Origin of the sequence: Priestia sp. FSL R5-0597, assembly GCF_038006305.1 — a bacterium.
Taxonomy (GTDB): domain Bacteria; phylum Bacillota; class Bacilli; order Bacillales; family Bacillaceae_H; genus Priestia; species Priestia zanthoxyli.
On record NZ_JBBOUZ010000001.1, the window covers coordinates 1,670,370 to 1,684,239 of the forward strand.

General features: G+C 34.9%; 14 protein-coding genes. 9 read left to right on the top strand and 5 right to left on the bottom strand.

The features are described 5' to 3' along the window. Positions 1–170 precede the first annotated feature (170 nt). The 3 genes from MKX72_RS08440 to MKX72_RS08450 all read left to right on the top strand — a co-directional run bounded on the left by MKX72_RS08440 (position 171) and on the right by MKX72_RS08450 (position 2,110). Positions 171–962 carry a phosphotransferase gene (locus MKX72_RS08440; RefSeq protein WP_033578570.1) on the top strand — a complete coding sequence of 264 codons (792 nt, stop codon included), beginning with the start codon at positions 171–173 and terminating at the stop codon, positions 960–962. A gap of 22 nt (positions 963–984) precedes the next feature. Then, on the top strand, positions 985–1,443 hold the full coding sequence (locus tag MKX72_RS08445) for a GNAT family N-acetyltransferase (protein WP_033578571.1): 459 nt from the start codon (positions 985–987) through the stop codon (positions 1,441–1,443). 433 nt (positions 1,444–1,876) lie between these two features. Next, entirely contained in the window at positions 1,877–2,110 is a 234-nt protein-coding gene (locus MKX72_RS08450) for a hypothetical protein (RefSeq protein WP_045289872.1), read from the top strand. 136 nt (positions 2,111–2,246) lie between these two features. Here MKX72_RS08450 and MKX72_RS08455 read toward each other — a convergent pair whose 3' ends face one another. Next, positions 2,247–3,539, bottom strand: a complete 1,293-nt coding sequence (locus MKX72_RS08455) for a VTT domain-containing protein (protein WP_186808543.1) — start codon at positions 3,537–3,539, stop codon at positions 2,247–2,249. 465 nt (positions 3,540–4,004) lie between these two features. Between MKX72_RS08455 and MKX72_RS08460 the strand changes: the two genes are divergently transcribed. The 4 genes from MKX72_RS08460 to MKX72_RS08475 all read left to right on the top strand — a co-directional run bounded on the left by MKX72_RS08460 (position 4,005) and on the right by MKX72_RS08475 (position 7,246). Next, positions 4,005–5,204: an MGDG synthase family glycosyltransferase gene (locus MKX72_RS08460; protein WP_098627300.1), complete on the top strand. Its 1,200-nt coding sequence runs from the start codon at positions 4,005–4,007 to the stop codon at positions 5,202–5,204. A gap of 1 nt (position 5,205) precedes the next feature. Then, the gene (locus MKX72_RS08465) at positions 5,206–5,904 is read left to right on the top strand and encodes a polysaccharide deacetylase family protein (RefSeq protein ID WP_098627299.1); all 699 of its coding nucleotides are present in this window, start codon (positions 5,206–5,208) and stop codon (positions 5,902–5,904) included. A 241-nt stretch (positions 5,905–6,145) separates the two neighbouring features. Beyond that, complete coding sequence (locus tag MKX72_RS08470) at positions 6,146–6,328, top strand: hypothetical protein (protein WP_154991493.1); 183 nt, start codon at positions 6,146–6,148, stop codon at positions 6,326–6,328. 705 nt (positions 6,329–7,033) lie between these two features. After that, positions 7,034–7,246 (top strand): hypothetical protein, encoded by a 213-nt coding sequence (locus MKX72_RS08475; RefSeq protein ID WP_226313283.1) that lies wholly within the window; start codon positions 7,034–7,036, stop codon positions 7,244–7,246. 9 nt (positions 7,247–7,255) lie between these two features. On the opposite strand, the gene MKX72_RS08480 is transcribed toward MKX72_RS08475, so the two are convergent. From MKX72_RS08480 to MKX72_RS08495, 4 genes are all read right to left on the bottom strand, one after another. Beyond that, positions 7,256–8,359: a GerAB/ArcD/ProY family transporter gene (locus tag MKX72_RS08480; protein WP_034265045.1), complete on the bottom strand. Its 1,104-nt coding sequence runs from the start codon at positions 8,357–8,359 to the stop codon at positions 7,256–7,258. A 19-nt stretch (positions 8,360–8,378) separates the two neighbouring features. Next, positions 8,379–9,572 (bottom strand): Ger(x)C family spore germination protein, encoded by a 1,194-nt coding sequence (locus MKX72_RS08485; protein ID WP_098627297.1) that lies wholly within the window; start codon positions 9,570–9,572, stop codon positions 8,379–8,381. Positions 9,573–9,602: 30 nt separating this feature from the next. Beyond that, positions 9,603–11,105, bottom strand: coding sequence for a spore germination protein (locus MKX72_RS08490; protein WP_033578578.1), 1,503 nt, complete (start codon positions 11,103–11,105; stop codon positions 9,603–9,605). A 396-nt stretch (positions 11,106–11,501) separates the two neighbouring features. Then, positions 11,502–12,395: an AraC family transcriptional regulator gene (locus tag MKX72_RS08495; protein ID WP_033578579.1), complete on the bottom strand. Its 894-nt coding sequence runs from the start codon at positions 12,393–12,395 to the stop codon at positions 11,502–11,504. A 192-nt stretch (positions 12,396–12,587) separates the two neighbouring features. On the opposite strand from MKX72_RS08495, the gene MKX72_RS08500 reads away from it, so the two are divergent. After that, on the top strand, positions 12,588–13,175 hold the full coding sequence (locus MKX72_RS08500; RefSeq protein WP_098627294.1) for an NDxxF motif lipoprotein: 588 nt from the start codon (positions 12,588–12,590) through the stop codon (positions 13,173–13,175). Between the two features lie 163 nt (positions 13,176–13,338). Continuing rightward, positions 13,339–13,827 carry a DUF6518 family protein gene (locus MKX72_RS08505; RefSeq protein WP_154991492.1) on the top strand — a complete coding sequence of 163 codons (489 nt, stop codon included), beginning with the start codon at positions 13,339–13,341 and terminating at the stop codon, positions 13,825–13,827. Positions 13,828–13,870: the final 43 nt, after the last annotated feature.

The following is a 13,870-nucleotide window of genomic DNA, read 5'->3' on the forward strand; positions in this document are numbered from 1 at the left end:
CTTCGAATGAAGATTCTTTTTTTATAATGTAAAGTAACATTAATGGGCTATGAAGGGAAAAGTACGGGCTGTTCTAAATAGATGGTGAAATAAGGTATATCATTGTGGTAAATGTTTTATCACTTTCACTTATTAACGACAAATCGGGTATATTCAGGGGGAATATTTATATGTCAAACTTTAAGGACGAAGAAGTACTAACAGGAGGGAATGTTTCTAACGTTTACCGCTCGGGAAATACCGTACGACGAGAATTAAAATCAGATAATCATAAATTTCATAAGCTATTAAAGCATTTAGAAAACAAGGGATTTACTTATGCACCAAAATTTTTAGGCATTGACGAAAAAGGGAGAGAGGTCTTGTCATTTATTGAAGGTGAAGCTGGTAATTATCCCTTGAAGAAATATATGTGGTCCGATGATGTTTTGATAGAAATAGGAAAAATGCTCCGTCTTTATCATGATTCAGTGAGTGATTTTTCATTTGATGACAGCTGGAAATCAATAGATAACACGCCTAAACCATTTGAAATACTATGTCATAATGATTTTGCTATATACAACATTATTTTTAATGATGAGAGACCAATAGGAATTATTGATTTTGATGTTGCTGCACCTGGGCCAAGACTTTGGGACATTGCTTATACTCTTTATACGTGCGTCCCTTTTAGTAGATTTTATCTTTCTGAAACAGGTGAGAAAATTCATTATAATTCATCACAGCATGCTCAAGATAGAAAGCGAAGAGTGAAATTATTTTTTGAATCTTATGGCGAAGAATTACAAGAAGGTTATTTGGAAATGGTATTGCTACGATTAGAGGGGTTATGTAAAACAATTACAAGAAAAGCTAGTGAAGGTGATATTGCGTTTCAAAAAATGATAGACGAAGGGCATCTTGAGCATTATCAAAACGATATCAAATTCATTTATGAACATACAAAAGAATGGATTTAATTTTAATAGAGGAGCCCTTGTCATGCGAATTATTAATATTAGAGAACAGGTAGAGTACAAAGACAAAGCTATTGAATATACTCAGCGTAAGTGGGCGAGTAAAGAGAATTTAAAGCTTTACGAAGACTGTATTATACATAGCTTAAACACAAATAGTTGTCTTCCAGTCTGGTACCTGTTAGAAGACGAAGGAGGAATTATCGGCTGCGCAGGGCTTATCACCAACGATTTTATAAGTCGAATGGATTTATGGCCCTGGGTGTGTTCTCTTTACATTGAAGAAAGTTATCGAGGTAAATCCTTAGGTGAGCAACTTCTTTTAAAGCTGAAAGAAGATACGAAAAATGCCGGATTTGATAATCTTTATTTATGCACCGACTACGTTGGATACTATGAAAAGTATGACTTTTCATATATAGGCGATGGTTATCATCCGTGGGGGAGTAGTTCAAGAATCTATAGGGCTAATTTAATAGGTTAACTATCAATTTTTTTATAAAATGTTTTTAGCTGTTTCAATCATTGAATAGCGGGTATAAGTTGATTATACAAGCGTAGCCCCCCCAGGAACATGCATGTATATTTCTTTTTCTTACTTACCCTGTTGAATCCTCTTTTTCATGGAGGATTCTTTTTTATGTCTAAAAGAAGACTTCTCAGACTATATACATCAAACACCTTAAACATCCCTTATGTATTTTATACTCACTGAATCTAGGTCACGTTACAAGATGAAAGAGATTCAGAGGTCTCATGGGACTGTGGATAAATGTAAGAAACCTTGCAGAAATACTAAAGACAGGTATAGCCAAATTTTTATTTTATAAAATATTTTTATACTTTTACGCGTTTTGCTTATACCAATTTTTGCTTTCTTTATGGTATGTACTATAAGTGTATAAGGAGGTGGAGTTATGCCAGGACGTCGTAGTGGAGATCGTCGTACATCTCAATCTCGTTCTATAGTAGATAATTTTCGAAGAGGAGATAAAATTCAAGTTTTTTCTGCTGGAAGACAGCTTGATGGAAATGGTACGTTTATTCGAGCAGAAGGCGGATTTTTAGTATGGGAAGATAATTCAGGTAATAGAAATACGACTAGTTTAGAAAGTATCAGCGTTCGCAGATTAAGAAAACGTAATTGCTAATAATTTGGACAGGCTCTGATTTTATATAAATAAAAAACACCTTCAAGCTGATAACTGGGTATGGGGTACCGAGCAATCACTTGGAGGTGTTTTTTCTCATGGGAAACATCAGAAATAAGTTTTTTGACAGTATCACTTATAGATTAATACCTTTCATAAGACGGAAGGTTTCAAGAAGCAAAACGTTTAACCCTAGCCATACTCCTCCAAATACATATCCTGCTGCAATGTCACTGGGGTATTGTATGCTCAGATACAAACGACTAATGGCAATAAGCAATAAAATAAGAATGGCCACTATTGGTGCTACTGTAGGAACCCACAATCTTTTAGAGTGTCGAACCAGCATAAATACAGCAAACCCATAAATAACAAAAGCCATTAAAGACTGCTCGCTTGGAAAGGTGTATGAAAGCTGTTCTATCAACGACTTTCTAATAGGGGAGAAATGATGGAACATTCGTCTCAGGCTTTCTTCGTATAGCTCTCCGCCGCCTGCAACAACTACCAGAGATAATAATTCAATTTTTTTATCTCTGCCTTTCCATAAAATCCATACAAGTGTAAAGAAAATCAATGTTACCAGAACCTGCCTGGATCCCAGTATGAAAAACACCCGCATGGGTACATTCCAATCTTTATTAAAAAGAGCTGTTATTAATAAACTCGTTATTTTGTTAAAATCTCCAAACTCGTTTGCGATAAAGTCTTGCGTCATTCCAATCATAAGCAGAATAAACCCTAATGTAACTAATGCTGTAAATATAAAAACAAGACCCGCCCGTTTCCGCGTATGAAATGCGTTTACTATCCACTTGAGGCAATTAATTGCTATCTTTTTAATCGTTACTTTGAACTTTTTATAAATGTAAATAGCTGCGAACAAACTTACAGCTACAATCAGCCCAATGACAAAATACTTTTTAATAGAATGATGAAACTGTTCCCACTGAGGTCCTAATAACTTTCCTAAAGTAATAAATGTGGTGACCCAAAGAAATGATCCACTATAGGCATACAGTGCATACGTACGAAAGGGAAGCCGAGTAATTCCTGAAAAATATCCTGTAATATGTCTAATAACCGGGAGGAAATAAGCAATAATCAACAGCTTGTTTCCATGTACACCAAACCATTTTGACATTCTTTCAATTCGCTCTGGCCCCATATGAAGGGTTTTTCCGTATTTATCAAAAAAGGGAGTCCCTAACCTATAACCTACCCCGTAGGCTATGGTCATTCCAACCATACTCCCCATACCAGCCACCAAGATACTTCCCACCCAGCTCAAATGTCCTTGAAAAGCAAGAACCCCAGCGTAGCCCATGAGCAGCTCCCCTGGAAGAGGAAGTGCAAGAAGTTCCAGCATCAATGATAGAAACAGCACGATATATCCGTATTGATTTATATAAGATGTGATAAAATCCATGGTTTGTCCTTCTTTCATAGTATGTATGTATCTAAAGCACAGTCGGTAAGGCGAATATGCTTACATGCGATTGAAATACAAAGGTGAAAAGATTAATTTCACCTTTGTATTTCTTTTAATGTAGCACTATTTATTAAAAAAACTGGATTTTTCATTAATTTTTAATGTTATTTTTAGCCTATTTTTAATTACAAAACGTAGACTGAAAATGTGCTATTTGAAAGCTCAACTTAAGACTGTTTGTTTTTCTAATAAATAGTGTAAGGAGTTCCTAACCAATCTATGTAACGAAAAAGAAGAAAAGATATACCCTACAAATCGATTAAAAAGGGGAACTACCCATTATTACTTTTTTATCAGCAGAGCAATTCTTTAATCGCCTAAACAAAAGAACAAAAAGATGTGCTGAAAAGTCTAAGTTTTACCCCACAGCAAAAGCATACAAACTACAAGGAGGGAAAAGTCATGAATAACCGTGAACGGGATAAATACTTAATTCTTTCCGCTACGTTTGGAGAAGGACATAAACAAGTGGCAAATGCGATAAGTGAAGCAGTAAGTAATGTGGTTGCTGATGCTGAACCTATTACCATTGATATCATGGAGTGGGTTCATCCCAACCTTTATCCAATCAGCCATTATATTTATAAAAAAGGAATTAAGAAGTTTCCACAAGTGTATAGCTTTTTGTATGAAAAAACTCGTGTGAAAAATTCTTTTTCTGTTAAGTTAAATTCGATCTTTTTATCGGGTATGGAAACCGTGCTTAAAATCATACAGGAAATAAAGCCGAAAGTAGTGGTTAGTACCTACCCATTTGCCGCGGGAATTATATCCAAATTAAAAGAGCAAGGGTTAATTGATATTCCAGCGGTAACCATCATCACAGATTATACGGATCATTCTTATTGGATTCATTCCTCTACAGATCAATATGTGGTAGGGTCTGCTCGATTGCGTGATCAATTAATTGCGTTAGGGGTAGAGGCAGATAAAATTAAAAACACTGGAATACCTGTACGGAAAAGATTTATGGATGTTCTTCCAAAGGATCTTCTCTTAGAAAAATATATGATTGATCCCAATATATTCACCCTGCTCATCATGGGAGGGGGCGACGGATTTTTTGGGAAAGGACTTTCAACCTTTAAGGCCTTAGAATCCATTTCTACACCGATGCAACTTTTTATAGTATGCGGTAAAAACAAGAAGTTAAAAACACAATTAGAGTCGGAATTAAAAGACTCGAAGCATGACGTGAGAATTTTGGGATATTGTGAAAAGGTTGAAGAATTAATGGCTATTTCAGATTTAATGATCAGCAAGCCGGGGGGAGTGACAACGTCTGAGGCAATGGCGATGGATTTACCCATATTAATTTACCATTCGTTACCGGGACAAGAAGAAGACAATGCAGAGTATTTATGTCGTTCAGGATTCGCACTTTCTGTAAAAACAGAAGAAGAGTTGGTTGCGCGGGTCGAAAATCTGGTTCATGATTCAGCACCTTTAAAATGGATGAAACAAAGAATAAAAAAATACCAAACTAAAACGTCATCCATAGACGCTCTCCATGTCATTGTCGAAGCAGCAAGACGTAGTCCATTACTCAACGTAAATGATAGAACAATACAAAAGCAAAAGGAGATAGAGGTGAGTATATAATATGGAGTTCATGATTCCTGCTATTATTTTTTTAATTTTATTATACACCGTTATTCCGTATTTCCTATCACGTGGTCTAGGAGTAAACGTAGTTAAAAGGGGAAGGGATTTATCGAAAATTGCTTTTACGTTTGATGATGGTCCGAACCCTATTTATACGCCGATACTTCTTGATTTATTGAAGAAAAATGAGGTGAAGGCAACCTTTTTTGTGGTCGGTACCAAAGCAGAAAAGTACCCTGAACTGATTCAGCGAATGCATAATGAAGGCCACTTAATCGGAATTCATAACTACGTACATCACTCCAACTGGTTTATGTCGCCTTGGAAAGTTCAAAAAGGACTGAAGGATACAGCCAAGGTGATTGAAGCTATCACGGGAGTCGAGCCTAGATATTATCGCCCGCCTTGGGGAATGCTTAATCTTTTCGATTTTATCAAAAGAGGTAAATATAAGATTATTCTATGGTCAATCATGGCGGAAGATTGGCGAACCTCTGGCGGAAGCGAAAAGATTAAACAGCGCCTAGCAAATATAAAAGGCGGGGACGTGATTTTGTTGCACGACTGCGGTGATACGCTAGGGGCGGAATCTGAAGCTCCAAGAAATACAATTAATGCGTTAAGAGATGTGTTAAAAACAGTGAAAACGAAAGGATTCACTTGTGTCCGTGTTGATGAATTGGTAGAGAAGCTATAAGTAGTACGAGAACTATATTTATTAAAGCTCACAAATGACATTTTAATTCTTGTCATTACCCTAACTAAATATCTTCTCTGTTATAAAAAGAACCTCTATTTTAAAGAGGTTCTTTTTTATGGTCAGTAAAAATATATGGTAATATAGTCATATATTGGCTATATTTATAATTTCGTGATTTTTAAATTCTGTGTTGAATCAGCAGTCAATCTAAACGACATCTATGAAAGTAGGGTAGTTCTTGAAAAAAGTTATTTTGAAATTCTTGGTATATTTTTTAATTTTCTTTGGAGGAAACGTAATAATTAATATGCTGTTTACCTCTAATTTTGATCTTTTAACAGCATTTTCAACCGCTTTTGGAGTTTCTTTTGGAATTGCTATCTTTGGGTATTGTACACATAAAAGAGGCAAGGAAGCATAAGATGCTGTGTTTTTGACCCACTACATAAAAGATTTTATGAGAAACGTAAATATCATAGTATTAAATTATAAAAATGTTGAGGTTTGAGATGGGGAATTTGTTGAATTACATTTATTTTTTTATGGCCATTTTAATTGGCTTGTACTTTTTTATCACCAATAAGCACTCTAGAAAGCCACTATTCATGTTGTTACTATCGATGCTTTTATTTTATAGCAGCGCGTATTCTTTTTACTATAAGACTTATCCAATTAACTTACTCAGTACATTATCAATACTTGTGTTTTGGTGGATCATTCTTTTATTACTAAGAGAGATTTATTCTAGAGAAGAAAATGTTTTCTGGAGTCTTTGTTTAATCTATGTAGCGCTATACCACTTTTTACATTATTTTTTTGATTCATTGGCTCAAAAGAACTTTTGGTATGGGTCTATTTTTTATGTTTATACAAATGTAGGATTACTTCTGCTTGGCTTGTACTACTTCGTGAGAATCTATAAAAATAGAGCCGTACATTAAAATAAATAAAGCTCCTTGTAGATGAATTTTTAAAATTCTTGTTACGTTAAATTTTTTATAACAGATTGCTTTGCAGAAGATCAATTATTTTTCATTATTTAATAAATAGTATTAAATCTCATGGACGCCTTGTATATTTTTATATTATTTACCGCAATTTAAAAGAAAAAGGTGAGGCTGATATAATGGCTAAAATAATTTCATCCTTATGTATTTTGCTGGGGGCTTATGCTCTTATTGTATTCATCGACGTTTTTCAGGGAAACTATATGTTTCAATCGTTTTATAACCTAAAACAATATTTTGTAATTGCACGTGGAGAAGATTATTTTTTGATTGTTTTATTTGCTTTGTTGTTCGTTACTGTTAGCATTTTTCCTGTTTTAAAAAAACAATAGCCTCCCTTGTCATGAAAGGGTAGGCTTTATTTTTTGCTTAATATATGCTGTAATCAGCAATAGGATAGGAATTGCTATATGAAAAGGGAGGTGTAATAAATAAGGAACAACTTTGAGCCCTTCATTTATATGAGCTTGGTAGCTAGGAGCAATCATCAGTGAGGAGAAAAAAATAACACCACCAATTAGATAAATGTTTGTAACAGAAGGTTTCATACCAAACAAATCAGTTGCCCCAATCACGGCACAAAAGAAATAGATGGATATTTTAACAAAACCTAAAATGACCATGAGAATAAGAATAAAGGTATCCAGCCTTTGAATAAAACTGGCTATGTTAATGTAACTCACAGCTGTAAGAGCTGGGAAAGAAGATCTTAAAACAGTCTCTGGTCCGAGTACACATAAAAGAATAATTGAATTAATGGTTAAGACAATCCCTCCTATTATAATGGCGGATAGTCCAATTGTTGCAGCCTGACTTTTTTTATTCAAATAAGGAAGAAGCATAGTAAAGGTAATCAATTCTCCGAAAGGGACAGTAATGCCAAGAGGGACTAACTCTTTCCCTATGTTTCCCCATCCATTTGCTAATACGGGTTGAAGGTTTTCCACTTTGATATAACCTCCTACTACATACAAAACGTTTAATATAAAAAGAGTCAGTAAAATAACAACAAAACATAAGCATGTAACTCGTGCGAATGCTTCTATTCCCAAGTGAATACTATAAATTAACACAAAGGTCATGCATATGCCGAGCGTAATAATCGATGTAACATAGTAAGAAGAGCTAATTAGTAATTCTTCAAAATCACGTAGTACTCTAGAAGCAATATAAACAAAATATATAATATAACAAAAGCTGATAGCACTGCCTACGTATTTACCCCAGATTTTAATAAGATAGCCGGTTAAAGGCATATTAGGGTATCTCTTATATAGGGAGATATAGACTAAATACAGTGCACATCCAAAAATAGTAGCCAAAAAGGGAACGATCCATGCATCTTGCTTAGCAGCCTTTCCTATATCTAAAAGCAACGTACTGCCTAATATAAAGATAAACATCATACAAAATAATTGAAACCCATCGATTTTTATTTTAGTCAATGCTTTTTCAGCTCCTCATCTAATTTACCTCATAAGGATTTGTACGCATTCCGGTATTTACGATAGTGACGTTCACATTCATCGATACCTTCGCACTTGAAAATAGACTCTCCCAATTCTGTTTATGCTGACGCCAATAACTAGGGTTGGTTCGAGATAAGCTATCACCAAAGCCAAATATATCTGCCTTTTCTTTTTGTGCGATGCTAATAGTTTTTTTAATTTCCTTTTGTAGTTCATTTTGGATTTCTTTTTCCAACTCTTTTAATACCTTAGGGTTGCTTAAATCTTTTTGGCATGATGTTTCCGTAATTTCTCCCATCACATTCAGATCTGTATGAATAAAAGGTTGTCCACGGCGGATTTTTGTTTTTATTTCACTTTTTATTCCAGTCGCTGTAACTGTGATATTCTCATTTATATTACAAGGGAAAACAAGAGCTGTGCTCTTCACTTCAGACGTAACAAGTTGAACAGATCGAGCTTCATCCCCATCCAGCCATCGAACTAATTTTCCTTTTCTAAACATAGCTAATCCTTTTACCTGCATAGCACTTGGGCTGGTATTCTCTAAATTGCCTGCTTCTTCTGACTGCTGAGAGGGTTTGTTAATATTGATTCCAGGAAGAGATAGATCTTTTCCCTCACTCAAAAGCATAGAAATAACTTCATATGCTTGTACATTACTAACTATTCCATACATTTTTTGATTGTTCTGGGTTGTACTTAGGATACTTTTGACTGGAGTAACCTCAAAAGGTTCAATCACACCAAGCAATTTCTCAGCAGTTCCATCACGCGCAATAAAAACTGGAATACTTGTACGAGCTTGTTTGCCTCGATCCAAGGCATCAAATAATAAGCTAAGACCATTTCTTGCTAACTTTTCACCTACGACGATAAGCGAAAGATGAGAAGTAATATGTTCTCTTGGAATGACGACAGAGGCTTTTTTTAATGCTTCCACTAACGATTTGGCAGTTACTGTGTAGTTAATGACAGGAAGACCCTGTCCTCCCGACGAACTGCCTTGTGACAAACCACTTGGGTTAATAATCTGATAGGTTACTTTATAGGGTTCTTCCGAATTTTTATTCTCATCAATTCCCAGTCCTATAATGACTCCTATTTGGTTCAATTCTCGATAATTCGAACACCCTGAAACACATAAACAAAGGGCAGTGATCCATAAAAGTGAAAGGTAACTTTTCATTTTTCATCCTCATTCATCTTTATGTGGCTTCTATTTATTTTGTTGTTTTCTTAAAAGAGATGGTAAAGAGAATCGAGCTAAAGTATCCTTTTGCTCTTTAAAATCAAAGGGGGCAAAAGGTGAAAAGTAGGGGACACCGAAAGATCTTAGACTACTTATATGAAGCCATATACATAAGGTCATAAGCAAAATTCCATATAAGCCAATAAATGCTGAAATTAGAATCAAGATAAATCGAAAGCCCCGGGCCGCATTGACAATGCTAGTAGATGGCAGTGTAAAATTGCTGATGGCAGAAATAGCAACAATGATCACAACAGCCGCTGATACAAAACCTGCTTCTACAGCTGCTTGTCCTAAAATCAGTGCTCCTACAATGGAGACTGCTGGTCCGATTGCTCTAGGCATTCGGATTCCTGCCTCTCGCAACATCTCAAAAGCTAGTTCCATCACTAATATTTCTACAATTGCTGGAAAAGGAACTCGTTCTCTTTGAGCCATTAAGCTGACCATTAATGTGTTTGGAATAAGTCCCTGATGATGCGTAATCAATGCTAAATAGATAGCAGACGCATACATAGAAAGAAAAAAAGAACCAAATCTCAAGATCCTTAAAAAGGAAGCAATATAATAATTTTGATAATAATCTTCGGGAGACTGAAAAAATTGAGAAAAAATAGCGGGTGCAATTAAAACAAAAGGTGTTCCTTGTACAATAATAGCAATTCGTCCCTCTAATAAATTTCCTACAACGGCATCAGGTCGTTCTGTATTTAATAGAAGTGGAAAAATAGTGGTCCTATCATCCCGGATAAATTCTTCAATATAGTTCGACTCAAGGATCCCATCTACCTCAATCCCTTTTAAACGTTCTTTGATTTCTTCTACAATACGTTCATCTGCATTTCCTTGAATATACATGATTCCTATATCTGTGTGAGTTACGCTTCCAATTTTCATGCTGTCTAAACGTAAATTAGAATCCTGAATTCTAGCTCGTATTAAAGAAGTATTCGTCCTTAAATTCTCTGTGAAACTATCTTTAGGTCCCCTAACAACCGTTTGACTGGTTGGTTCTGTTACTGCGCGGGACTGAAGTTTTTTTGTAGTGCCAATGAAAATTTTAGAACTTCCATTCATTAGTATGACCGTATCACCAGTTAAAACTGCTGACACAAATTCATGCCAATTCTCTTTTATAGTCAATTGAGATACAGTCAACATCCGAGGTATTTGTTCTTCTATCTCTTCGACGGTTACTACTTGATTACTTTCTTTAAACCACTGAATAAGAGGAGTCATGATATTCTCATTTATAATGTTTTCATCTGCTAATCCGTCAAGGTGAATAACGGCTGCTTTTAACGTGTTTTGATGCGGAGACTCAACCATTCGAAACGACACATCAGAACTATTTCCTAATTCGTTCAATAGCCTCTCTATATTTTTATTTACATCATCATATAAGGGAGTTGCTGAACAAGCTGTTGTCTTTTTTTTATTAGGGCTTTTCAGAAGATATCTTTGTCGCACGTTTTACCACCTTTTATATGAGTGAATATTTGTTATACAACGAGTAACGTTATCATTCCTATAAAATGTAAAAAATATGTACGTGAGGAAAATACATAAAATAAAATGCTAGTATTACTTTATACTCAGTGACAGATCAGAAGATATTGTTTTAAGAATTAAGTAATTGGAGAGAAAAGCACATCGTATTTCTCTGTATATCTGATGTTTTTATTGCCGATATCGTACATTATGATAACTAAAAATGAAGTGAATATTCAAATTGGTTGATTCCAAAATTCCCAATGCAAAAGAATAAAAAGCCCTCTCTTAAATATAAGTGCTTAGAGATTGGGCTTTTGTATAGGAATATGTTCAGCATTATAAGTGAATTTCTACTTGGAATGCTTTTCTCTTCTATGCCTTAACAGTCTGTTTTTTTACAGGAATGTAGATGTCAATCTCTTTATTTTCTGAGCCATAACATCTTTTGTCGTACAGTTCAAATTCCATTGATCCGTAGTGCTCATAACCCGATTCAGGGAACCATTCTGTAAAAACATAATTCCACGTGGACTGAATGGAAGAAGTAAAAGATTCTTCATTTGATTTTGGTGTAGTAAATACGGCATATTCTAGTTCAGGGAAGCTTCTGTAAACTGTTCCTTCAGGTGCTGGAGTGTCTTTCTCAACTTCCATACCAATTACATAAACAAACTCACCCGTTTCAGGATTAAAGTCAGTGCAAATACCAAGCTCAACGTTTTTGTTTATGGGATGGGGTATTCTAGAGCCTAATCCATTTTGCATGTACTGTTGCCAAAATTCAGGAATGTCTTTATTATTCTGGCTACCCTCGTTCTTTGTTTTTAGCTCATATCCAATGACATAAAAAGCAGGTTTAGTGACTAGTTTTGGTTCCATCTTATTTCCTCCTGACAAAATTGTGGTATTTAGGTAGGCTTTTCCTCGCAGCGGTCCAGATATTCTTCTTGCGTTACGGTATTGTTTGGGTGAAACATCATAAAATTTTTTGAACGCTCTGTTAAAAGACTCCTGATAGTGGAAACCAACATCAAGTGCGATATCAATGACTTTTTCATCTGTGAAAAATAAGCGTTCTGCTGCGCGCGTAAGTCTTCGTTTCCTCACATAATCCATCACTGATTCTCCAACCATGGCTTGGAAGACACGGTGATAGTGAAAAGGAGAAAAACAGGCAATTTCTGCTAACTTTTCTAAAGTGATTTGTGTCTCCAAATTCTCCTCAATGTAATCCAGCGTTCTCTGTATACAAGTTACATAATTCATTTACATTCACCTACCTTACGTTCACTATAACAGCAAACAAATCTTTGTTCTTAACATTTTTTGCTATATTCAATTAGGTGGGGGGACTTTTCCAATATACGCCTCTAGATGTATAGTCCTAAGAGGATTTTAATGTTAAAATTTTCTATGTAAATTAATAGAAAAAACACATTGTTAAAGGGAGCGTTTGAATTGAAAAAACTTTGTTTTAGCTTAATAATTATTTTTTTATTAGGCGCTTGTTCTTATCAGGAAAGTACAAAAGAAGCTAGTGGAAAAATTGTATTACCAACTTCCATATTTAGTTCATCGAAAAATAATGCCTTAATTGATGAAAAAGAAATGAAAGAAAGTATACAGACATACTTAGATACTAACGAGGATCTATCCAATACCGGTGATCAATTTGAAGAAATTATGGAGTCCGATCAAAAATTAAATAAAGCTCAAGCGAAAAAATTTGAAGAGTTAAAAGACCTGGTGAAAGCAAATGATCATAACTTTTCCACCTATATTTCGCACAATACTTTACCAGAAGGATATAAAAAAGATTCAGAGAGAATTAGCCGCTATATTATGGGTTCCAATCAAATTTTGGATGAACTGGATCAAGCAATCGATGACATGGTTGAGCATATGAGTGAAGGAGATTTTTCTGAAACAGAAATTGAGTCACTTATGAATAAAAATAAAAGTGTAAATGGAAGAGAGCAGATAAAGATAGAGAGTTTCCTAGATGACAAAAATATTGATACAAAAGCTTTTGGACGAAAGAGTTAAAACATTTTAATAGATTTTCTTTGGTTAGGGGGAGTTTACTATTGGAATAGTTAAGTCTACAAACAAACTTGCATTTTCTATTATCTATTTAGTCTTCGGTACAGCTTTGGGGATAGCAACCAAATATTTAGATACTGTTGCAGGTGTTGATGGAAGTTGGCGGATGAACATCCTGCCATATTTTGGAGGTTTGTGTTCGAGGACAGGGATTTGGGTACTGATTGCTACCCTTATAGCTGCGTATAGTAAAACCAAAATTAGTGCGGCTCTTAATACATTCGTGTTCTTTATAGGAATGCTAACAGGCTATTATATATATTCCGCTTTTTTATTTGGATTTTTTCCAACTAGTTATTTTTTACTGTGGGGAAGTATCGCACTAGCGTCTCCGTTTCTAGCAGCTATTGTATGGATGGCTAAAAATAATTTACGTCTGGCTTGGATATTACCAGCTTTGCCTATGGGGTTATTGTTAAGTCTTTCTTTAGCGGTTGGAATATTTTATATACATGTAAACTATATTGAAGAATTCATTATGTATGCTGTTTTATGCGTAGTCTTTTACGAAACTCCAAAGCAGCTAGCGGCAACAATTGCTGTTTCGTTTATTATTTCGTTTATTATCAAACAAGTAAGTCCCTTTCACTTTTGATTTAGATTAAGATTTTTGTTTTTTAATGAACGTTTACTAGGGG

Coding starts and splice junctions, on each gene's coding strand:
- MKX72_RS08440 (WP_033578570.1), top strand. CDS start 171: ATGTCAAACTTTAAGGACGAAGAAGTACTAACAGGAGGGAATGTTTCT.
- MKX72_RS08445 (WP_033578571.1), top strand. CDS start 985: ATGCGAATTATTAATATTAGAGAACAGGTAGAGTACAAAGACAAAGCT.
- MKX72_RS08450 (WP_045289872.1), top strand. CDS start 1,877: ATGCCAGGACGTCGTAGTGGAGATCGTCGTACATCTCAATCTCGTTCT.
- MKX72_RS08455 (WP_186808543.1), bottom strand. CDS start 3,539: ATGGATTTTATCACATCTTATATAAATCAATACGGATATATCGTGCTG.
- MKX72_RS08460 (WP_098627300.1), top strand. CDS start 4,005: ATGAATAACCGTGAACGGGATAAATACTTAATTCTTTCCGCTACGTTT.
- MKX72_RS08465 (WP_098627299.1), top strand. CDS start 5,206: ATGGAGTTCATGATTCCTGCTATTATTTTTTTAATTTTATTATACACC.
- MKX72_RS08475 (WP_226313283.1), top strand. CDS start 7,034: ATGGCTAAAATAATTTCATCCTTATGTATTTTGCTGGGGGCTTATGCT.
- MKX72_RS08485 (WP_098627297.1), bottom strand. CDS start 9,572: ATGAAAAGTTACCTTTCACTTTTATGGATCACTGCCCTTTGTTTATGT.
- MKX72_RS08495 (WP_033578579.1), bottom strand. CDS start 12,395: ATGAATTATGTAACTTGTATACAGAGAACGCTGGATTACATTGAGGAG.
- MKX72_RS08505 (WP_154991492.1), top strand. CDS start 13,339: ATGAACATCCTGCCATATTTTGGAGGTTTGTGTTCGAGGACAGGGATT.